General features: G+C 62.9%; 15 protein-coding genes, 1 tRNA gene and 1 pseudogene. 14 read left to right on the top strand and 3 right to left on the bottom strand.

What is annotated here, in order from left to right; all coding sequences use genetic code 11:
* Window positions 1-58 precede the first annotated feature (58 nt).
* The 3 genes from cfbB to PHP59_RS05810 all read left to right on the top strand — a co-directional run bounded on the left by cfbB (window position 59) and on the right by PHP59_RS05810 (window position 3,543).
* A complete protein-coding gene (gene cfbB, locus PHP59_RS05800) occupies window positions 59-1,441 on the top strand; it encodes a Ni-sirohydrochlorin a,c-diamide synthase (RefSeq protein ID WP_300164977.1) in 1,383 nt (460 codons plus the stop codon).
* A 32-nt stretch (window positions 1,442-1,473) separates the two neighbouring features.
* Window positions 1,474-2,340: a branched-chain-amino-acid transaminase gene (ilvE, locus tag PHP59_RS05805; RefSeq protein WP_300164978.1), complete on the top strand. Its 867-nt coding sequence runs from the start codon at window positions 1,474-1,476 to the stop codon at window positions 2,338-2,340.
* A 375-nt stretch (window positions 2,341-2,715) separates the two neighbouring features.
* Window positions 2,716-3,543 carry a nitroreductase family protein gene (locus PHP59_RS05810; RefSeq protein WP_300164980.1) on the top strand — a complete coding sequence of 276 codons (828 nt, stop codon included), beginning with the start codon at window positions 2,716-2,718 and terminating at the stop codon, window positions 3,541-3,543.
* Window positions 3,544-3,556: 13 nt separating this feature from the next.
* Here PHP59_RS05810 and PHP59_RS05815 read toward each other — a convergent pair whose 3' ends face one another.
* Complete coding sequence (locus tag PHP59_RS05815) at window positions 3,557-4,426, bottom strand: EamA family transporter (RefSeq protein ID WP_300164982.1); 870 nt, start codon at window positions 4,424-4,426, stop codon at window positions 3,557-3,559.
* 99 nt (window positions 4,427-4,525) lie between these two features.
* On the opposite strand from PHP59_RS05815, the gene PHP59_RS05820 reads away from it, so the two are divergent.
* Window positions 4,526-4,598 (top strand) — tRNA-Glu (locus tag PHP59_RS05820).
* A 186-nt stretch (window positions 4,599-4,784) separates the two neighbouring features.
* On the opposite strand, the gene PHP59_RS05825 is transcribed toward PHP59_RS05820, so the two are convergent.
* Window positions 4,785-5,210, bottom strand: coding sequence for a universal stress protein (locus tag PHP59_RS05825; protein ID WP_300164984.1), 426 nt, complete (start codon window positions 5,208-5,210; stop codon window positions 4,785-4,787).
* Between the two features lie 252 nt (window positions 5,211-5,462).
* Here PHP59_RS05825 and PHP59_RS05830 point away from each other — a divergent pair, with 252 nt between their 5' ends.
* The 5 genes from PHP59_RS05830 (at window position 5,463) to PHP59_RS05850 (ending at window position 14,619) form a co-directional block, all read left to right on the top strand.
* Window positions 5,463-6,917 (top strand): SulP family inorganic anion transporter, encoded by a 1,455-nt coding sequence (locus tag PHP59_RS05830; protein ID WP_300164986.1) that lies wholly within the window; start codon window positions 5,463-5,465, stop codon window positions 6,915-6,917.
* A gap of 616 nt (window positions 6,918-7,533) precedes the next feature.
* Entirely contained in the window at window positions 7,534-9,207 is a 1,674-nt protein-coding gene (locus PHP59_RS05835; RefSeq protein ID WP_300164988.1) for an MBL fold metallo-hydrolase, read from the top strand.
* A 268-nt stretch (window positions 9,208-9,475) separates the two neighbouring features.
* A complete protein-coding gene (locus PHP59_RS05840; protein WP_300164990.1) occupies window positions 9,476-10,585 on the top strand; it encodes a chloride channel protein in 1,110 nt (369 codons plus the stop codon).
* 238 nt (window positions 10,586-10,823) lie between these two features.
* The gene (locus PHP59_RS05845; RefSeq protein ID WP_300164992.1) at window positions 10,824-12,617 is read left to right on the top strand and encodes a DUF262 domain-containing protein; all 1,794 of its coding nucleotides are present in this window, start codon (window positions 10,824-10,826) and stop codon (window positions 12,615-12,617) included.
* Window positions 12,618-12,777: 160 nt separating this feature from the next.
* Complete coding sequence (locus PHP59_RS05850; RefSeq protein ID WP_300164994.1) at window positions 12,778-14,619, top strand: hypothetical protein; 1,842 nt, start codon at window positions 12,778-12,780, stop codon at window positions 14,617-14,619.
* A gap of 65 nt (window positions 14,620-14,684) precedes the next feature.
* On the opposite strand, the gene PHP59_RS05855 is transcribed toward PHP59_RS05850, so the two are convergent.
* Entirely contained in the window at window positions 14,685-15,074 is a 390-nt protein-coding gene (locus PHP59_RS05855) for a PRC-barrel domain-containing protein (protein ID WP_300164996.1), read from the bottom strand.
* Window positions 15,075-15,215: 141 nt separating this feature from the next.
* Between PHP59_RS05855 and PHP59_RS05860 the strand changes: the two genes are divergently transcribed.
* The 5 genes and pseudogenes from PHP59_RS05860 (at window position 15,216) to PHP59_RS05880 (ending at window position 20,566) form a co-directional block, all read left to right on the top strand.
* Window positions 15,216-16,769, top strand: coding sequence for an MFS transporter (locus tag PHP59_RS05860; protein WP_300164998.1), 1,554 nt, complete (start codon window positions 15,216-15,218; stop codon window positions 16,767-16,769).
* Window positions 16,770-16,847: 78 nt separating this feature from the next.
* A pseudogene (locus tag PHP59_RS12680) lies at window positions 16,848-17,177 on the top strand (universal stress protein); the annotation flags it as partial.
* A 188-nt stretch (window positions 17,178-17,365) separates the two neighbouring features.
* The gene (locus PHP59_RS05870; protein WP_300165002.1) at window positions 17,366-17,905 is read left to right on the top strand and encodes a universal stress protein; all 540 of its coding nucleotides are present in this window, start codon (window positions 17,366-17,368) and stop codon (window positions 17,903-17,905) included.
* A 125-nt stretch (window positions 17,906-18,030) separates the two neighbouring features.
* Window positions 18,031-20,001, top strand: coding sequence for a PAS domain S-box protein (locus tag PHP59_RS05875; protein WP_300165004.1), 1,971 nt, complete (start codon window positions 18,031-18,033; stop codon window positions 19,999-20,001).
* Between the two features lie 85 nt (window positions 20,002-20,086).
* Window positions 20,087-20,566 carry a HEAT repeat domain-containing protein gene (locus PHP59_RS05880; protein WP_300165005.1) on the top strand — a complete coding sequence of 160 codons (480 nt, stop codon included), beginning with the start codon at window positions 20,087-20,089 and terminating at the stop codon, window positions 20,564-20,566.
* The last annotated feature ends 167 nt before the right edge of the window (window positions 20,567-20,733 follow it).

The raw sequence follows: 20,733 nt of genomic DNA on the forward strand, positions 1-20,733 counted from the left end.
CGGTCGTGGAGAGCGAGTTCGGCGCGGTGCTCCGGAGCCTCGCCGGGGAGGAGTGAACGTGAAGGCCCTCCTCGTTACCGGCGACCGGTCGGGCAGCGGGAAGACGAGCATCACCCTCGCCCTCGCCACCCTCCTATCGAAGGACGCCGTCGTCCAGACCTGCAAGGTGGCGATGGACTACATCGACCCCTCGTATCTCACTGCGGTCACCGGTCGCCCCTGCCGGAACCTGGACAGCTTCGTCATGACACCGGCAGAGATGCGTGCCGTCTTCGAGCACGGGGCGAAGGGTGCCGATATCGCCCTGGTCGAGGGAGTGCGTGGCCTCTACGAGGGTGCGGAGGCGATCGGCGATGCCGGGAGCACGGCCTCGGTCGCGAAGGCCCTCGACCTCCCTGTCGTCCTGGTCGTGGACGCCCGGAGCATCACCCGGAGTGCCGCCGCGATCGTGAAGGGCTTTGCCGCCTTCGATCCCGACGTGCGGATCAAGGGCGTGATCCTGAACAACATATCGAGTCCCGGCCACAGGGAGAAGACGGTCAGGGCCGTGGAGCACTTCTGCGGCGTCCCGGTCGTCGGGGCGATCCCGAAGAGCGAGGGGATGCGCCTGACAATGCGCCACCTCGGCCTCGTCCCCTACCGCGAGGGGCAGGAGACCGGCGGCTTCCTCGACCGCATCGAGGCGGTGAAGGAGGTGATCGGCGGCTACGTCGACCTCGACGCCCTCAAGGGTTTGATGGAGGAGTACAGCCCCACCGGCGAAGTCGGGCCGTTTGTACGGACCCACGAGGCCGACGTGCGGGTGGCCGTCGCCTATGACGAGGCCTTCACCTTCTACTACAACGACCTCTTCGACGTCCTCAGGGCCGAGGGCGCGGAGGTCTCCACCTTCAGCCCGGTCCACGACCCCCTCCCGGAGGCCGACGGCTATATCCTGGGCGGCGGCTACCCTGAGATGCATGCCGCGGCCCTGGAGGCGAACGCACGCACGCGGGAGGCCCTTGCCGAGGTGTCGAAGAACGGCGTCCCCATCTCTGCCGAGTGCGGCGGGCTGATGTACCTCACCGATAGCCTGGTCCTGAGGAAGGGCTGGCAGGAGAGTGACCGCGAGGAGTCGTACGAGATGTGCGGGGTCTTTTCAGGGAAGAGCCTGATGCCGTCCCGCCGCACCCTCGGCTATGTTGAGGGGGTCGCCGGCCAGGCCTCCCCCTTCGGTGCCGGGCCTTTCAAGGGGCATGAGTTCCACTACTCGGAAGTCGTCCTGGACCCCGATACCCGCTACGCCTACGAACTCTCCCGGGGCACCGGCATTGTGGGACAGAAAGACGGGGCAACGAAGGCCCGGACCCTTGCCAGCTACACGCACCTCCACCCGGTCGCCAGCGCCGGTTTCATCAGAGGATTTGTCAGGCAGTGCCGGGACGGGGAGGAAGGACCGTAAAAGACTATACCTTCCCGGCCCAATAGAAATTTATGATCATTTATCTTGACGGGAAGTTTGTCCCCGAGTCCGAGGCGAAGGTTTCGGTCTTCGACCACGGCCTCCTGTACGGGGACGGTGTCTTCGAGGGTATCCGCGCCTACAACGGCCGGGTCTTCAGGCTGGATGAGCACATCGACCGTCTCTACGATTCGGCAAAGACGATCGACCTGAAGGTTCCCATCACGAAGGAAGAGTTCAAGGAGGCGCTCCTTGAAGTCCTGCGGCGGAACAACCTGAAGGACGCCTATATCAGACCGATCGTCACCCGCGGCAAGGGCGACCTCGGCCTCGACCCGCGCAAGTGCGCCGTGCCGACCGTGATCATCATCGCCACCGGATGGGGTGCGATGTACGGCGACCTCTACGAGAAGGGCCTGACGGCGATCACCGTCTCGGTCAGGAGGAACGCCTGTGACGCTCTCCCGCCGAATGTCAAGAGCCTCAACTACCTGAACAATATCCTCGCCAAGATCGAGGCCAACTACAAGGGCGGGGACGAGGCGATCTTCCTGGATCCCCAGGGCCACATCACCGAGGGCTCGGGCGACAACCTCTTCCTGATTAAGGACGGCGTCCTCATCACCCCGCACACCCTGAACAACCTGCGTGGCGTCACCAGGCACGTCGTCCTCGAAGTCGCTGCCTCCCTCGGCCTCACCGTCGTGGAGCGCGACCTCGGCTACTTCGATGTCTACACCGCCGACGAGGTCTTCGTCACCGGCACGGCAGCCGAGATCGGCCCGATCGTCAAGGTCGACGGCAGGGCTATCGGGAACGGCATCCCCGGCCCGGTCACGAAGCAGTTGATGGCCGGGTTCTCCACGGTCACCGGAAAGGAAGGCACCCCCATCTACTGAGGGTGTCTCCGGCCTCTTTTTTTTCTCCGGCTGACGGGGTTTTCGAACCTCCGGTGGTCGTTCCCATGCCAGATTGGCCCGTGAGGGGCGAACAAGGCATTCTTAAGAGGGGATACCATCCGCCCCCTATCCTAACCGGGGGGACCGGGGGGCAGCAGCCCCCCGGAGACGGGCACCGATCCACTGCCTTTTCCTATACACAGGCCAGGGGTGTCAGTTTCCCGGTCTCGATTGTGGGGAAGGAAGTGGATCGGTCTTCGCTGTAGTCCGCTGTCATCCCACTCCAGAACAGGATTCCCCCTGAAAAATTTTCCTGCGATCTCTCTCAACTCCCCGCGCAGCAGTTTTTTTATTGGTTCATGCCGTTCGATGAGTATGGAAGCCCCGATCACTTTTGACGAAGATACCTGCACGCGGTGCGGAACCTGTGCCGAGATCTGCCCGCTCGGCACCATCATACAGGAGCGCCCGAAAGCTCTCCCTCTGCTCGTCCGCGGCCGCGAGGCGACGTGCATCCGTTGCGGTCACTGTGTGGCCGTGTGCCCGACCGGAGCGGTATCGGCCGGGTATCCGGCCGAGGGACCGCAGTATCTAACCGAAGGTTCGGCGGCGATCGCACCGGCCGACCTTGCTGCGTATCTCAGGAACCGCCGTTCTATCCGCCGGTACGAAGACCGGACTGTGGATCGGGAGACGATCGAAGCCCTCCTGGACGTGGTCAGGTTCGCGCCCTCGGCCGCGAACAGGCAGCCGGTCCGCTGGCTTGTCGTCCACGATCCGGCCGAGGTGCGCCGTCTGGCAGGACTGACTGTCGAGTGGATGCGGGAGATGGCGGAGAGCGGCGCTGAGCACCCTCTCGCTCCCATCTTCCCGGCGCTTGTCAGGGCATGGGACGCCGGCGAGGACCCCATCTTTCGGGGCGCTCCCCACCTCGTCGTCGCCCACGCCGAGGCGTGGAACCCGTCTGCCTTTACGGACAGCATCATCGCCCTCACATGGCTCGAAGTCGCCGCTCCGTCCTTCGGTCTCGGCACCTGCTGGGCCGGCTTCTTCCAGACTGCTTTCATGTCCTCGCCAGCCCTTGCGGCGGCGCTCAACCTCCCGGACGGACATCTCCCGCAGTCCGCGATGGTCCTTGGCTATCCGAAGCACCGCTATGCCCGCCTGCCCGGTCGGGAGAAGGCGCGGGTGACCTGGCGGTAGGTTTCCCTTTTTTTCACGAAAACAGAAGGATGCAGACCGTCCCCACGACCATCACCGCAGTGGCGGTCGACCGGCGGCCGGGGGAGGCCTCCTTGAAAATAAATCCCCCGATGACGACGGCAAAGAGGATGCTCGTCCTCTTCACGGAGATGACATAGGGCACGATCTGGAGGGAGAGGGCGAGGCCGACAGAGAGGATCTCAAAGGCGAGGAGGCCGCCGGTGATGGCGACGGCCCTCCCTGCCGGAGGCGGGCCGGCAGGCGTTCCACCACTTGCGAGGATGAGAACCCAGAAGAGCGCACCGATGGCAAGGAGGTCGAGGCCGAGGCCGAAGAACGGGTCTGACTGAAGGATGAGGACCTTGTCCAGAGTGGCGGTGAGGCTGTAGATGATGGCGACACCGGCCATCATCGCCGTGCCCCGCCGCATCCAGAGCGCCCTGATAGGGGCGAGGACGCCTACGCCCCCCTCTCCTCCCCCTGTTCCGAGGACGTATGACCCCGCGACAATGAGAACGATGCCGGCGGCACCCCCCGCGCCCGGCGCCTCACCAAGGAGGAGGTACGATGGCCCGACCAGGAAGATGGGAGTGAGGGAGAGCATGGGGACGGCAAGGGATATGTCGGTCTCTGCAAGCGCCCGGTAGGTGAGCCAGACCGCCGCCGCGTTGAGCGCCGAGGAGGCGGCGAGAGCCGGGAGGAAGAGGGGGCCGGTCTCGGGCAGGCCCCGGGCGCAGGCGAGAGCGAGGAGGATCAGTCCCCCTGTGAGGAAGGCCCGACCGGCGAGATGGGCGGGCCGGTAGTCCTGGAGGTAGCGCTTGACGGCGATGGAGTAGAGCGCATGCGCGAGGGCCCCGAGGAGGGCGAGGGCGATCCAGATCATCGGCGGTAGCCGGTGGGCCGGCCGCGATATAAATATGGAGAGGCCGGGCCCTGCCGAAGGTTTAAGTACCATTATCTGGATATAGAGTATGGCACTTCTGCTGCCATAGTGTAGTGGCCAATCATGTCGGCCTTTCACGCCGACGACTGGGGTTCGAATCCCCATGGCAGCATCCGATTTTTGGTCCGAATTTTCTATGCTTTTCTACCTCTTGCCAGAGGCACACCCGCCCTGCGCGACGCCGACCTGACCTGCGGAAGAGGGGGGCACTATGGATGAGTCAGGCCCGAAAACTCCTGATACGGGTCTGCCTTGAAAAGAGAAGGCGTGGGGGCGCCCCTCAGGTCAGGTCCCGGTCCTACTTGACGATCATCACCGGGCACGCCGCAAGTTGAGCGACCTTCTGGCTAACGCTCCCAAGGACGACACCTTTCAGGGCGCCAAGGCCGCGGCTCCCGATCACGAGCAGGTCGGCCCCGACCTTCTCGGCGGTCGCGAGGATCTCGGACGCCGGGTCGCCCATCCCGACCTCCAGGGTGTAGGAAACGCCCGCACCCTCGATCAGGGCGAGGACCGGTCCGGCGACCGCATGTGCGTCCTCTTCGAGGAGGGCGTGGACATCGAAGTTCGCCCTCACGATCCTGGACTGGGAAGGCGGGACGGCCGCGACATACACCACCGCGAGCGACGAGTCGGGCAGATCCGCGACCAGGCCGGTGGCGGTCTCGGCCGCCCGTCTGGCATTCTCTGAACCGTCTATTGCAAGAAGAACCGTATGAAACATGACAACCTCGGACTCTGTACTGGCCGGCGTCGGGACGCACATGCCCTCCCGGTCGCATCGGGACAGTGCGACACGACGTATCTGTTCCGTACAGAGCAACTTCCGGGGTTAAAACCATGCCGGAACCCCTCCCGGCCGTGCGGGCAGGATACCTTGAAATCAGTGGATGCCCATGTATAATGCCACCGACGGCATGGCCGCACCCCTCTCCGAACGCCTCCTGCCCTATACCCTATATCCAGAGGATCTGACGTGAATGTAAAGATAACCCCGAATTTTACCGCGCTCAAAAAGACCTGGCTCTCCAATATCCGCGGCGACACCCTGGCCGGGATGACCGTGGCCCTGGCCCTCATCCCCGAGGCGATCGCCTTCTCGATCATCGCCGGCGTCGACCCGATGGTCGGGCTCTACGCCTCCTTCTGCATCGCCGTCGTCATCGCCTTCGCCGGCGGACGGCCCGGGATGATCTCCGCGGCCACGGGCTCGATGGCCCTCGTCATGGTCGTTCTGGTCCGCGACTACGGGCTCGACTACCTTCTCGCGGCGACTGTCCTGACCGGCATCATCCAGATTGCCCTCGGCCTCCTGAATGTCGGGCGGTTCATCAGGTTCATCCCGTACTCGGTCGTGCTCGGCTTCGTCAACTCCCTCGCGATCCTCATCTTCCTGGCCCAGATTCCCTTCCTTATCGGGGCCTCTCCGGTCGTCTACATCATCGCGGCGGCGACCATCGCCACCATCGTCCTCCTCCCCCGCCTCACCACGGCCGTCCCGCCGGCGCTCGTCGCCATCGTGGCGGCGACAGTCGCCGCCATCGCACTGAACCTCGACGTCCTCACGGTCGGCGGGATGGGCGAGATCACGCGGACACTCCCGGCCTTCCACCTCCCCGCCGTCCCGCTGACTCTCGACACCCTCCTGATCATCCTCCCGTACTCGGTGACGCTGGTCATCGTCGGGATCATCGAGTCCCTCCTCACCGCCTCGATCATCGACGAGATGACCGAGACGGAGAGCGACAAGGACCGGGAGGTGCGGGGGCAGGGGCTTGCCAACTGTGTCGCCGGCTTCTTCGGCGGGATGGCCGGGTGCGCCATGATCGGGCAGTCTGTGATCAACGTCAAGTCAGGCGGTTCAGGGCGGCTCTCCACCCTCGTCGCCGGCCTCTTCCTGATCTTTCTCATCGTCGCCCTCGGCGACGTCGTCGCCAGGATCCCGATGGCCGCCCTCGTCGGCGTCATGATCATGGTCGCGGTCGGCACCTTCGAGTGGCAGTCGGTCCGTGACCTGCCCAGGATCCCCGGAGGCGACGCGGCGGTCATGCTCCTCACGGTCGCCATCGTCGTCACCACGCACGACCTGGCCAAGGGCGTCATCGCGGGCGTCATCCTCGCCGCCCTCATCTTCGGGTGGAATATCTCGGTCATCTCGGCGACCGTTACCCTGCGGGAGGACGGCGTCAAGGTCTATACCATGAAGGGCCAGCTCTTCTTCGGCACGATGTCGGCCTTTATGGACCTCTTCGACTACGCCGGAGACCCGGAGAAGGTGAGGATCGACTTCTCGCACTCGCATATCTGGGACCAGTCCGGGGTCGAGGCGGTCACCCGCGTCATCCACCGCTACCAGCAGCACGGAAAATCCGTGTACGTCATCGGGCTGAACGAAGAGAGCCAGGAGACGCTGGACCGGGGTTTTTCCTGAGATCTCTCCAGCCCTTGTACGGGAGAGGAAAGATCGTGCCTATGGCGATCGACGGGATCTCTTTTCTCCAGGCTGGAAGGGAGGTCTTCGGTTTCTCCGGCCCAAATGGCGCCTTCCTGGCCCAGGGTGAGAGAGGGGGATCACCCCCCTGATCCGGTCAATCTGGCCCCTATTCTTCGTTTTCCCCTCTTCGATCCGGGCGGTATGGGCTTCTTTCCGAGATCTGCCATTTCCCGGTTATTCTCGACATTCGAAATGAAATGGGGCCTCTTCTCCGGGACCTGAAGGGCGTTTCCGGCAGGAAGAGGGTGCAAGGGAGGGAGTGCCGGGAGGAGAGGGAATATGGCCCGGGAAAGGGGGCGGAAATCAGCGCGAATCGTGGGGGTTTCAGGCGGCCAATCGCCTGTTCGCCCCCGGCGCCGGGGCGATGAAATCCTCGGCCCCGATGCCGTCGCACCGACCGGGAAGACCCGGTACTGCCGCACCACCTGTTATCTCCCCTTCCGCTCTCGCATCGGGAGATTCTTTTTGTGATCCGGAGAAAAAAGGCAGATATATTCATCTGCACGCCCTGATTATCAGGAACAACGAAATATCAGAGGAGTTGACGACACGGATGGCAGAAACTGACTGGCAGGAGATCCCGGGAATCGAGGGGGCACGCATCCTTCCCCTGACGAGGAGACCGGACGTTTGCTGCTCAAACGCCTATCTGATAGCGACAGCGCGCGAGATCATCATCATCGACACCGGGGCCGACGAGGCGCAGATGGAGACCATCGTCTCGACGGTCGAGGCACTCACCGCAGAGAGGCCCCGGCCGGTCTGCCTCTTCCTCACCCACTGCCATCTCGACCATTGCCTCCAGGCTATCCGACGGCGGTCCTGGATCGAGGGGAAGGGCGTGCGTGTCTTCGCCCATGCCGCGGGGGCGGAGGCGCTCGAATCGGGAGATGAAATGCTGACCCTCGCCAATATCTTCAGGTGGGAGATCGAGCCCCTCCCGGTCGATGGACACCTCCATGCACAGGACGAACGCGAGGTGGCCCTCGGAAACGGTGAGACGATCCTCTGTGAACACGACGAGCATGCCGCCATTCCGGTTGACCGCCTCACCTTTCCGTCGGGAAACCGGATCTCGGTCTACGCCACCCCCGGGCACAGCCCTGACTCCATCTGCATCAAGGTCGGTGAACACCTCTTCATCGGCGACCTCCTCTTCTCGGCAAACCCGGGTGTCGCAGGGCTCCACCGCTGGAACCCCGATGCCCTGCTCACCTCCATTCAGGGGGTCCGCCAGATCCTGGTCGATGGCGGGATCACTCTCTGCTGGAACGGCCATGGGCGGGAGATCACGGCGCCCGCCGCCCTGCGTGCCCTCGGGAAACTTGAGGACGACCTGGGGCGCATGAAGGCGATCGGGAACTTCGATAGCGAGCGACTGCGCGAATCGGTCGATTACGCACAGGACATGCTCACCGAGGCAAACCGGTTGTTTCCGGTCATCGCAGGCAGGATATATTATCTCTCCTATTATCTCGAAGTCCTCGGCGAGGTCGAAGAGGCGGAGAGGTACCAGGATCTCATCGAATCCGACCAGATCGACACATTCCTCACCGACTTCGACGCTTTCGCGACAGAGTTCAGGGAGGGCAGGAAGATCGACATCCAGTTCGTCCTCAAAGCGGTGCAGGTCTCGGCGAAGATCGAAGGGGCCTTCGGGGAGGGGTTCAGCGACCCGGCCGTGGACACGTCCCTGGTGCGCCGGGCCAGTCGCCTGCTCACCGATTGTCTGCATACGGTCTGCGCCTTCGACCCCCCCGACCCTGCGGTGCCGGTCGACCTCGTCCCTCTGATGACCGAGTTCGTCGAGCGCCTCGCTGACTCCTCCCATCTTGAGGAGGGCCTCGTCGCCGCTGCCGAGGATGAAAAGGCGTTCAGGTCCGCTCTTGCACAGAGGATCGCCCATCTTCCCCTCTTCGAAGGGGTTCGCATCACCTTTGTCCGTGACGCCGACTCCCTGATGGTGCTGACGCGCCCGGAAAGACTCTGTGATGGGCTCACCGGGGTGATCGAGGATCTCGCTGCCGCGGGAGCGGACGAGATCACCGTATCGGCCTTCAGGACCGACGGGACCGTCTCCCTTGCCATTCGATCCGGGGCCCTGCATGCCGACCTGCCGCATATCAGGGTCTGGCGCCGGCGGTTCGCCCGCTGTGGCGGCCGGTGTGACCTCAGGACAGTTCAGGAGATGCCGGCCCTGGTTCTGGACTTCACGGAACCTCAGTAAGCCGTTGCAGAGAACTTTCACGAGAAAAGGAGTGCACGCACAAAGACCCGATGACTTTTTCCCCGGTGCTCCTCGCAGGTCAGGACAGGGCCTGCCCCCCTCGAAGCAGAATCTTCCCGGACTTTCTGGGATTGACAGGCCGGGCATGGACTGGACCCGTACCTCTCTTTTCCCGGTCGAGGAGAGTGTGCTGAAGAAACAGAGTCCCTGTTTTCGCCACCCCCATCCTATATATCCTCCCCCGCACAGGGAAGATCCGGCCTGGCCGATGACACCGTACGATCCCGCTGCCGTCAGAGAATCCCTGCGTTTCGCACTCGCGGCCGTCCTGCTCGCCGTGGCCGCCGGGGGAGCGATGGTAATCTTCCTTGCGGTGCAGAGCGTGGGAACGGCACTGGTCTGGCCGGACACGCCGCCTCTTCCCTTCTTTACTCTCCTCGTCGCCACCGTCGGAGGGCTGGCTGTCGGGCTCTGCCTGCATGTCTTCGGCGACCATGTGGGCCTCCTCCAGGAGACCCTCGCAGAATTCCAGAAGACCGGCCGGTTCGAGCCCGAGCACCTCCCCGGCGGGCTGCTCGCGATCTATCTCTCCCTCGTCGCCGGGGCCAGTCTGGGGCCCGAGGTGGCCGCCGTCGACATGGGCGGCGGCATGGGCACCGCGGCCGGCGACCGGCTGCGGGGCATGGAGACGCGGGTGCGTGACCTCTCGACGGCCGGGATTCTCGGGAGCCTCGGGGGGTTCGGCGTTTACGTCCTCCTTACCGGCCCTGCCGGCCCCCTCTATCCTGTCCCCCTGTACTCCTTCGCGGTCCTCGACCTCGTAACCGCCGCCGTCATCGGCCTCGTCGGCGCCGCGGCAGGAGTGGCCTTCATCTCCTCCTACCACATCTTCCGTCGCCTCTTCTCCCCCTTCGCTGGCCGTCCCCTCCTCAGGGGCGTGATCGGCGGTGCTGGCCTCGGCATCCTCGGGAGCATCGCCCCCGTTGTCCTCTTCTCAGGCCAGACCGAGTTCAGGGAGGTCCTTGCCGACGGTGCGGCGATGGGCGGGCTCATGCTCCTCGCCCTCGTCGGCGTCAAGATCCTCGCCAGCACCTGGTGCATGGCCACTGTCTTCAAGGGCGGGCCCGTCTTCCCGCTCTTCTTTGCCGGTGGCACCCTCGGGATGGCCGCAAGCCTCCTCGTCCCATCGATACCCCTCGCCCTTGCCGTCCCCGCCGCCATGGCCGGCATGACCGCCGCCGTGCTGAAGGCGCCGTGGGTGGTTGTCCTCCTCCTGGCGATGGTCGTCCTCCAGTGGACCGTCGTCCCGACCATCGCCGTCGCCACGGTCGCGGGGTATCTTACGACACGGTGGGCGGTGCTGGTCTCCGCAGGATGATGCTTCCCCTTTCTGATCGGATTCGTTCGGCATCGAGAGCAGATGCCAGAAGATCCGTGGCAGGGAAGACAATCGGAAGAAATATGTCTCATGGTTCTTAAAATTGAGATCGGCATGTTCCCACCACTCCTTCTGCGCTCTCTGGGCGTCTGCATGCCGTTGAACAACTGCATGACACTCCGGACTAGGACGGAGTGCGTGCACCCGTCTGAGGAGACGAAAAATATCGGAGAGGATCATGGAAGCATGTAACAGGAATCTGGGGGACTGGTATGGCAAAGTCAAGAGGGGCGAGATCAAACTGCCGCGTTTCCAGCGTTTTGAGGCCTGGGACCGGCAACGCATCTGCAGCCTCCTGGAGATGGTGATCCGCAACCTCCCCCTGGGCATCACCCTCGTGCTCGACGTCGGCGACGAGGAACAGTTCATCTCACGCTACCTAGAGACCGCTCCACAGAAGACAAACCGCGTCACCGAGCACCTGCTTGACGGGCAGCAGCGCCTCACCGCCCTCTGGCGGGCCTTCCACAACAACTACGAGGGCGAGACCTACTATATCTATCTCAGAGAGTTCGACCGCACCGATGGTGAGGCAGACCGGGACGACTGCTCTGTCTTCTGCCGGACCCGCTATTACCAGAAAAACGGTCTTCGCTACCCTCTCTGGTGCGACAACCCGGCCCTGTGCCTTGAACGCGGCATGATCCCGACCGACCTCCTCTGCCCCGAAGACCGCCAGCAGGAGATCGACGACTGGATCGAGGCCGCCACACGGTCGATGGAACCGGACGAGGGAAAAGAGGAACTCCGCAAGTTCTACGACTTCAAGAAACGGGTCAGCGACCGGATCAAGGATCTGCGTGCGACCCTTGCCAACTACAACCTCCCTTACCTCTCCCTCCCTGCAGACACCGACAAAACCATCGCCCTCAACGTCTTCATCAACATGAACACCAACAGCAAACCGCTCTCCCAGTATGATATCATCGTCGCCGAGGTGGAGAGCGTCATGGGCCAGTCCCTCCATGACCTTGAGACCGACCTTGGCAGAAAATATCCCGAGGTCGCCCTGTACGCCCCGCTCTCCAGCCAGATCCTCACCACCTCGGCCCTGCTGCAGGGTACCCTCCCGAACCAGCGGGGTGCATGGGAGATGAACAAAAAAAGGATGGTCGAGAACTGGGAGACGATGGCGGAAGGCCTGCATCGGATGGCCAGGTTCCTGCGGGGTGAAGGGATCTATGATGAGCAGAGGTTGCCGACCAACGCCGTTCTGGCCGTGATCGCCGCCCTGTATGCGTATATCCCTGAGTCCGGTGACAAGAGGGGGCAGGACGAACTCCTGCTCAGAAAATATCTCTGGCACGCCTTCTTCACCGACCGCTATGAGAACGCAGCAGCCAGCCGCGCTTTTGCCGATTTCAATGGGCTGAAGCGGATCCTCACCGGCGAGCGCAAAGAAGACGGATCCCCCTACGGTATCGGTGATGTCCCGATCTTCGCGGATCACGCCCTCGTGGACGTCGAGGAACTCATGTCGGCAGAGTGGCCGAAAAGGGCGACTATCAGGGGTAGGGGCGTGCTGGCGGTCGCGTGCAGGCTCGGGGCCCTCGACTTCTCCACCGGAGAGCGCCTCGACGCCGGTACCATCGGGCAGCGGCACTACCATCATATATATCCCGACGCTCTCCTGAAAGAGGCCGGGATCACCAGTTTCCTGGCCGTGAACTGCGCACTCATCGCCGATACGACCAATATAGCGATCGGCCGCAAAGACCCTCTCCAGTACCTGATGGATAGGTACGCCTGGACCTCGGAAACCATCGTCCGTGAACGCCTGCAGTCGCACCTTATCCCCATCGAGGAACTCGCCAATGGTGGCTATGAAGGACTCTCTGATGCTGAAAAGAATGAGAAACTGAAAGCTGACTTTGAGGGATTTGTCCGCAGGCGGGCCTGGCTGATCCTCCGTGCTGCCAAGCACCTGGCAGACGGCAGGCAGCTCAGCGCCAGAGAGGTCTACGAAGAATAAGCATCTGGAGCATATCGAACTTTCTGGGCGTTTCTTTGAATGCCGGGATTCAAACCCTCCGGTCGCCCTCGAAGGTCTTCGATGGTCTCGGGGTCTCGCCGCAGAGAGATAAGTTTTAATATCGCTCCCCGTATCTTCTCCCCATGACAGGGGGAGTGTCGTGGCCGACCTGAGGGCCATACGCGGTTTCATCGTCTGCCTTGCCGTGGTCCTTGCACTTCTGGCCGTCCCTCCGGCCATGGGCGCGCCCACGAACGGCGAAGGCGAGGTCCAGGTTCTCACCGGGACGATCGAAAACGACACGATCGCCATCTACGTCCTCCCTAATCTTGAGGCCGGCGACACCCTCACCGTCGCCATGAACCGGACCTCCGGAAACCTCGACCCCTTCATCGCCATCGGCGGGCCCGAGGTGCTGGCGGAAGGGTTCAGGGAGAGATACGATTGGACGGTCGAGACGGCCATGGTCCGTGCGACAGACCCCCTCGTGGCCATCCCCGAGATCGCAGACGACCTCTTCTATGCCTGGGACGACGACAGCGGGACAGGATATGCCGCCGCCCTCACCTGGAAGGTCCTCGAAAGCGGCGATTATGTCCTCCTCGCCGGCAGCACCCCGATGGAGGACACCTTCGGCGACTATCAGGTCACCCTCGACCTCACGCCCCCGCGAGAGGCCGGGATCGCCATCCCCGACAGTTTGACGGGCCGCGTCGGCGTCGCCGAGGTGACGGGCACGCTCTCGGCGAACCGGACCTCGACCTTCTATATCCTTGCCGACCTCTTCCCCGACGACACCGTCTACGCCTTCATCGAGACGACCTCGGACGAAATCGCCCCCGTCCTCATCCTCGCCGACTACGGCGACAAACCCGTCCGGAGCGCCAACCTCCTTGCGCCGGGAAAAAACGCATCTCTCCAGTACACCATCGACTCTGAGACGCGGGGGAGCAGGCTGACCGTCCTCCGCAACCCCGCGGCCGCCCCCGCGGCAAACAGCACCTACCGCCTCCTCGTCGGCCTCAACGAACCGGCCGTCCTCACCGACACCGTCGAACCCGGCGGCAGGACGGTCATCAAGCCGCCCATCATCGTGAAGGCCGCCGTCGAACTGGACCAGATCACCGACGTCGACCAGAAGAGCGAGAACTACGGGGTCGTCGCGAACATCATGTTCACGTGGACAGACCCCGTCCTCGCCTTCAGTCCCGACACCTGCCACTGCCCCTTCAAGATCTACCGGAGCATCGAAGACTTTGTCAAGGCCGAAGGGACGCGGTGGCCCGAGTTCACCATCAACAATCAGCAGGGAAACCGCTGGACCCAGAACAGGCTCATCCAGGTCTTCCCCGACGGCAGGGCCATCTACTTCGAGCGCTTCTGGGTGACCCTCCAGGCGCCGGACTTCAATTTCAGGGACTTCCCCTTCGACACCCAGCACTTCTTCCTCAGGATCGACGCCCTGTACCCCGAGGAGTACTTCCTCTATGCCGACTGGGAGGGGCGGACCGTCGTCGGCACGCAACTCGGCGAGGAGGAGTGGTACATCACCCGGCACTGGACCAATATCACCTCCTCCAGGATCGAGAATACCTTCTCCCGGTTTTCCTTCGACTTCGAGGCAAAACGTCACCTCACCTACTATATCCTCAGGATCTTCGCCCCGATCTTCATCCTGGTTCTCCTTGCCTGGGTGACCTTCCTGCTCAGGGACTACGGGAAGAGGGCCGACGTGGCGAGCGCCAACCTCCTCCTCTTCATCGCCTTCAACTTCACGATCGCAGGCGACCTGCCGCGCCTCGGCTACCGCACCTTCCTGGACTCGGTGCTGATCACCACCTTCGTGGTCAGCGGCCTCGTCGTGATCTATAACCTGTACCTGAAATGGCTCGCCACCATCGAGCAGAAGGAGGTTGCCGAGAGGATCGATCGGGTGATGGTCTGGTTCTACCCGTTCGCCTACTTCATCGGGCTCGGCGTCACGATCCTGCTCTTCCCGTGAGGACTGATAGAAAAGGAAGAAAAATCTCAGAAGGACAGGGGGCGCTCACGCCCCCTCCGCACCTCTCACGCGACCTTCGTCTCCCAGACAGGTTCGATCCCGTAGAAGTGGTACACCCGCTCGAACCATGCGAGGTCGTCGGATTTCGGCCAGTGACCCTTGTCAAAACTGGGAGCAGTCTCAAGCGTCTCTTTCTTGATCTTCAGGGTGAATTCATCCTCTTTCGCCTCGCGGGAGAGCGCCTGCCATGGCACCGGGTAGAGTTTCTCCCCTATGCCCATGATCCCGCCTGAAGAGAGGACACCGAAGGTGACCAGCCCCGAGGCCGTATCGATCATCAGGGAATGGATCACGCCGAGGTGATCTCCTGTCGCATTTTTCACTGAACTCCCGAGGATCCTGTCGAGCGACTCCATCCTCGGATAGGCAACCGTTACCGGGGTTGCAAAACCCATACTCTCTTCCCCCCTCTGCGGTCGGCCGGGGCCGCCTGCAGTGTGGTCTCCTCTTGCCCGGCGCGGATAAGAAGGTTGTGTTGGGTGGTGCCTGCATAGTATTATCTACCGGGGTGCTATGATCGGTCGGGGTGTATGTCGATGGCAGGGGATGACAGGGCAAAATGGGGCGTCCTCACCATCATCTGTATGGCCATCTTCATCATGGTCATCGACACGACCATCATGAACGTCTCCATCTCGGCCCTCGTCGTCGACCTGGACACAAGCGTCCCGGAGATCCAGGCGGTCATCGCCATATATGCCCTGGTCATGGCCTCCTTCATGCTCATCGGCGGAAAACTCCAGGATGTCATGGGGAGGAAGAAGGTGTTTCTGGTGGGCCTTGCCCTGTACGGCGTCGGCACCTTCACCGCCTCGATCAGCCAGGACATCATCACCCTGCTTGTCGGGTGGTCGATCCTCGAAGGCCTCGGCGCCGCCCTCATGCTCCCGGCGACGACGACCTTCATCACGGCCACCTACGAAGGGGCGGAGAGGGCCTTCGCCTTCGGGATGTGGGGCGGGGTCGGCGCGGCCGGCATGGCCTTCGGGCCGATCATCGGCGGCTACCTCACCGCGTTTTACAGCTGGCGCTGGGCTTTCCGCCTGGAACTCGTGGTCGTCATCGTCGTCCTCCTCTTCTCGTACCTCCTCACCGAGGCAAAGCCCACCGCCGCATGGCGTGACCTCGACATCGCAGGGACGCTCCTCTCCTTCGGAGGGCTCGGGTCCATTGTCCTCGGCATCCTGATCGTCCGAGTCCCCGAACTCTGGGGCGCTATCCCCCTGATCATCGGTGCCGGTGTCCTCCTCCTCCTCGTCTTCTATCTCAGGCAGAGACATCGGCAGGAACGGGGGGAGATGCCCCTCACCGATGTCGGCCTCTTCAAGAACCGGATCTTTACGGCGGGGAATGCCGTGAGCATCGTCCTGAGCATCACCATTGCAGGCTTTCTCTTCATCATCCCGATCTTCCTCCAGAGCGTCACCGACATCGACGCCTTCAGCACCGGGCTGACCCTCCTGCCCATGTCCATCGCCGTTTTCGTCTTCTCCGTGATGGCAGCGCGGCTCTCCGCTCTGGCGGCCCCGAGGACGCTCATCTTTCTCGGTTTTGTCGTCGCCATTCTCGGGTCGGTGATGCTCAGGGGGATCTTCTCTGCGGCGATGGCTCCCGGAGAAATTGTCCTGGGTTCGATGATCTTCGGGATCGGCCTCGGCATCGTCTTCTCCCAGGTGACCAACCTCACCCTCTCCTCGGCGTCGAAGGAGCAGGAGAGCGACGCCTCCGGCATCCTGAACACGTCCAAGCAGATGGGAACGTCTCTCGGCACGGCCATTATCGGCGTCGTCCTTCTCTTTTCCATCATCTCAGGCCTGGTGACGGGTATTGCCGGATCGACGTTCGGGCAAGGAGCGTCAGAGGAGCAGATCGCGGATGAACTGATGAAGTGGGCCGAGAAGATGAAGAGAGGGGAGACGCCGCCCGACATCCCGGAGGACCGCGTCTCCGAGGCGGACGCGATCGTCGATGCGGCGGTCAGCGGAGCGATGCGCTCATCCTTCGACGCCATATCTGTCATCCTCGTCCTCGGCCTTATCGCGGGTCTCTTCATCCCGTCTTCTGCCGGAAGGGAGGGGAAAGAAACATGACTCACCAGAACCGACAATGAGGGATATACCGGGCACCTGCATCCCCCTCCTGACTCATCCCGTTCGAGAGCAGGCACCATGACGTCGTCCCTCTTTGAAACCGTTCTTATCCCCTCCGACCTTTCGCCCCTGAGCGACGCCATCGTCCGCACTCTTGCACGGTCCTCGGCCATCGGCCGCATCCACCTCGTTCATTTTTTCACATCCGGGGACCGGGAGAAGGCGCAAGCGGTACTGGACGGCCAGAAAGAATCTTTCGCCGCGCTGAACCCCGCCGCCGCCGTGACGGCACGGACTGAAGACCTGACCGGCGGCGATATCCCTGCCGCGATCCTTGCGGCATCGTCACGGGAGGGTGCAAGCCTGATCGTTATCGGGGCACGCAGGGGTATTTTGAGCAGGTCGCTCCTCGGCCGCGACGCCGCGTTCGTCCTGACCCGGAGCAGGACGCACGTCCTCATCATGAGGTCGCCCGAAACCTTCTGGTCGGCATGGACGGCGGCACCTGCGGGGCCGCAGGACATTTTCTCAAAGGTCCTCTTCCCGACCGACTTTTCCCGGCCTGCCAATGAAACGCTCCAGCTTCTGGCAGGGGTATGCCGGGCATCGGCGAGTTCGTCCTCCTCCACGTCATCAGGAAGGTCGAGGGTGATCAGGCGGCATGGGAGAGGACTGTCCGCGAGGTCGAAACAGGGCTTGAACGGGCCCGTTCCCCCCTCGAACGCGCCGGTGTCCCTGTGCGGACACTCATCCGTTTCGGTAGGCCATGCCGGGAGATCTGCGATGCCGCGACAGACGAGCAGGTCGGCATGATCATGATGTCGCGGTATGGAAAGATGGACTATCTCAGGCAGGTGCCGCTCGGAGCCACCACGTCTGAGGTGACACTTCATACGAGAGTCCCGGTCCTCGTCGCCTGCACGGAGATCCGCCTGACTGTCTCGGTCAGGGAACTCGGCGGGTCGGAGGTGCTGTATATGTATGCGGTTGTGCCTCTCGTGAACTTTTACGCCTCCCTCGGCTTTGTGTCCATCAAAGAAAAAGAACTGCCGGCGTCGATCCGGCAGAGATACGCGTGGGCGCTGGGGAACCTGAAGGGGACGAATGTCTACCCGATGAAGAGGATGAGCGGGTAAAGGTTCTGCCCTATTTCGCCCGTCCATGTGCCTGGTACAGGGTGCCCTGGGACTCTTTCCCTCCTGTCCCGGCGCGGGGGCAAATATATCGTGCATGACCGATACATGCTGGCCGGGGTGGGGGCATGGAGGCGAGAGAGGAGCAGGACACGGCGTCCCGCATTCTCAGGACGCTGAGGCTCAGGCCGCGGGGGATGACGATCACCGAGGTCGCAAAAAAGACCCGGATCAACCGGAACTCGGTCTCGAAACACCTCGAAGTCCTGCGGGCCGCGGGGCAGGTCGACGCGGCTGTCATCGGCAATGCGAAGGTCTACTCGATCGCCCAGCGCGTCCCCCTCTCCTCTTTTCTCTGTTTCACCAGGAACATGATCCTGGTCCTCGACAGCGCCTTCCGCATCGTGCAGGTCAACGACCGCTTCCTCGACCTCGCCGGCGTGGAAAAAAAGGACGTCGTCGGTTTGCGCATCGAGGACGCCCCTCTCCCGGTCGTCTCCGACGAAGATGTGCTGAAGACCATCAGGGAGGTCGGGCGCGAGCAGGTCCACACCGAGGCCTCCTGCAGGCTGAAGGAGAGGGAGACTTTCTTCAGCATGCAGGTGATCCCGACGGTCTTCGACGACGGTGAGCGGGGGTGCACCGTCGTCCTCGAAGATATCACCGGGAGAAAAGAGTACGAACGGGCCCTGCACGAGAGCGAGGCGAAGTTCCGCACTATCGTGCAGGACCTGACAGAACCTCTCTGCCGTTTCCTGCCGGGTGGGGGGGTCACCTTCGTGAACCGTGCTTTCTGCGAGACCTTCGACTTCGGTGAGGAAGACCTCGCCGGCACGACCCTGTGGCGGTTCATCCCCCCGTCCCTGCACGACGGGATCAGGAAAAAACTCTGCGGCCTTGGGCTGGAGAACGCGGTCTGCACCCTTGAGATCCCGGTCGTCATGCCGTCCACCGCGGAGACACGCTGGTTCTCCTGGACGATCCGTGCGATCGTCAACGGTGAAGCGACGCTCAGGGAGTACCAGGGCACGGGGACTGACATCACGGCGGCCCGGCACCTGGAGGAGAAGAAACGCCAGTACCTCCAGAAGATGGAGTTCCTGGCACGGACGGCGATGGAGTTCGTCAACCTCCCGCCCGGCGCCGACATCTACGCACTCATCGCCCGGCGGATCTCTGAACTCGTGCCGGGTGCGGGCGTCTCCGTACTCTCCTATGACGAGGACGACGGGCGGTTCTCTCTGCGGGCACTGATGGACGAGCGCTTCAGGGCCGAGATGAAAGAGGTCGTGGGGGAGGATGTGATTGGCATGTCCTTCCCCTTCGTCGAAGTATTTTCGTCCCCGTATTTTGAGGACATTAAGGTCCTGGTGGATAAAGGGACGGCAGATTATCTCCTCTCCCGAGAACCCGGTGACGGCGGCATCCCTTTATCGGCCATCACGGTGGGGCGTTTCCCGGAGGAGGTCTGCAGGGAGATCGTCAACCGTGCCGACCTTGGCAGGGCGTGCATGTTCGCCCTCCTCTGGGATGGGCAACTCTTCGGGAATATCGCGATATTCCTGCGCCGGGACCGCGAACTCAGGGACAGGGAGGTGGTCTATTCGTTCGTCAAACAGGCGTCCATCGCCCTCAATCGGCAGTTCACCGGCGAGCGTCTCCACAGGAGCGAGAGGAGATTGCGGGACATCGTCGACCTCCTACCCTACCCGGTCTCCATCATTAGTAGGGACGGGCAGATCCTCTTCCTGAACAGGAAGTTCACCGCGGTCTTCGGGTACACACTCCATGATATCCCCGACTGCGGCGCCTGGTTCAGGACCGCCTTCCCCGACCCCGCGGAACGGGAAAAAGCGGTTCGGTCCTGGACGTCAGACCTCGACACCGCCGTGATAGGGGAGGTCGGACCGCGGTTCTTCAGGGTTCGGTGCAGGGACGGCGAGACAAAGGCCGTCCTCTTCAGGCCGGCGGTGCTCAGCGACGGCACCCGCTATGTCACCTGCGAGGACGTCTCCGAGGCCGAACGCGTCCACGGTGTCCTCCTCGCCGAGATCGCGGGACGCCGGGGGAGGGGGCAGGGGCCGGGAAAATACTCCTGATAAATCTATGCCATGCACAACGGGTTCGTAAATCTCTATGTGTTCCGGGGGCGAAGGGTCTGCCGTGGCATAGGGGGGTGCCGCAATGGAACAGAGCACAGAAAGAAAGAACCTGACCGGGCTGCTGGACACCGTGCAGAACGGGAATATCGCCAGCAGCCTCAGGGCGATGAAAGAACTCCGGGCAGTCGGTGATGAGGCCGTCGGCCCGCTGGTCGCGTCCCTCAGGGAGGGGACGGGTGCGGAGCGGTGGAGGGCGGCGATGGCGCTCGCCCGCCTGGGACAACGTGCCGTGGACCCGCTGATCACCGTCGCCGCCGCCGGCGGCGACGAAGGGGTTGCAAACCCCGCTGTCTGGGCCCTGGCCGAGATCGGCGATCGGAAAGCGGTGCCGCACCTGATCGATCTCCTCCGCCGGGAGCAGTCGGTCTGCTGCCGCGTCCTGACCGCGGCGGCGCTGCTCAGGATCGGCGATCCCGCGGGGGTCGACGAGGTGAACCGCCAGTACGCAGAGCACGGCGAGGAATACCAGGGAATGGTGATGGAGGCATTCGAGGGGACCTGAACCCCTCCTGCCTCTGTCAGACGTGCTGTTTTCCCGATTTTGTAGAATCGGGCATGAACCCCTGGCTCACGCATACGTGATGAAAATTTCTCGTTGCAGTTCTCCTGAGTGCGGAGGGATACTTGATTCCTCTCCTTGCAACAGGGCACCTGAAGGATACTGTTCAA

The organism is Methanofollis sp., from assembly GCF_028702905.1.
In the GTDB taxonomy this organism is placed as follows: domain Archaea; phylum Halobacteriota; class Methanomicrobia; order Methanomicrobiales; family Methanofollaceae; genus Methanofollis.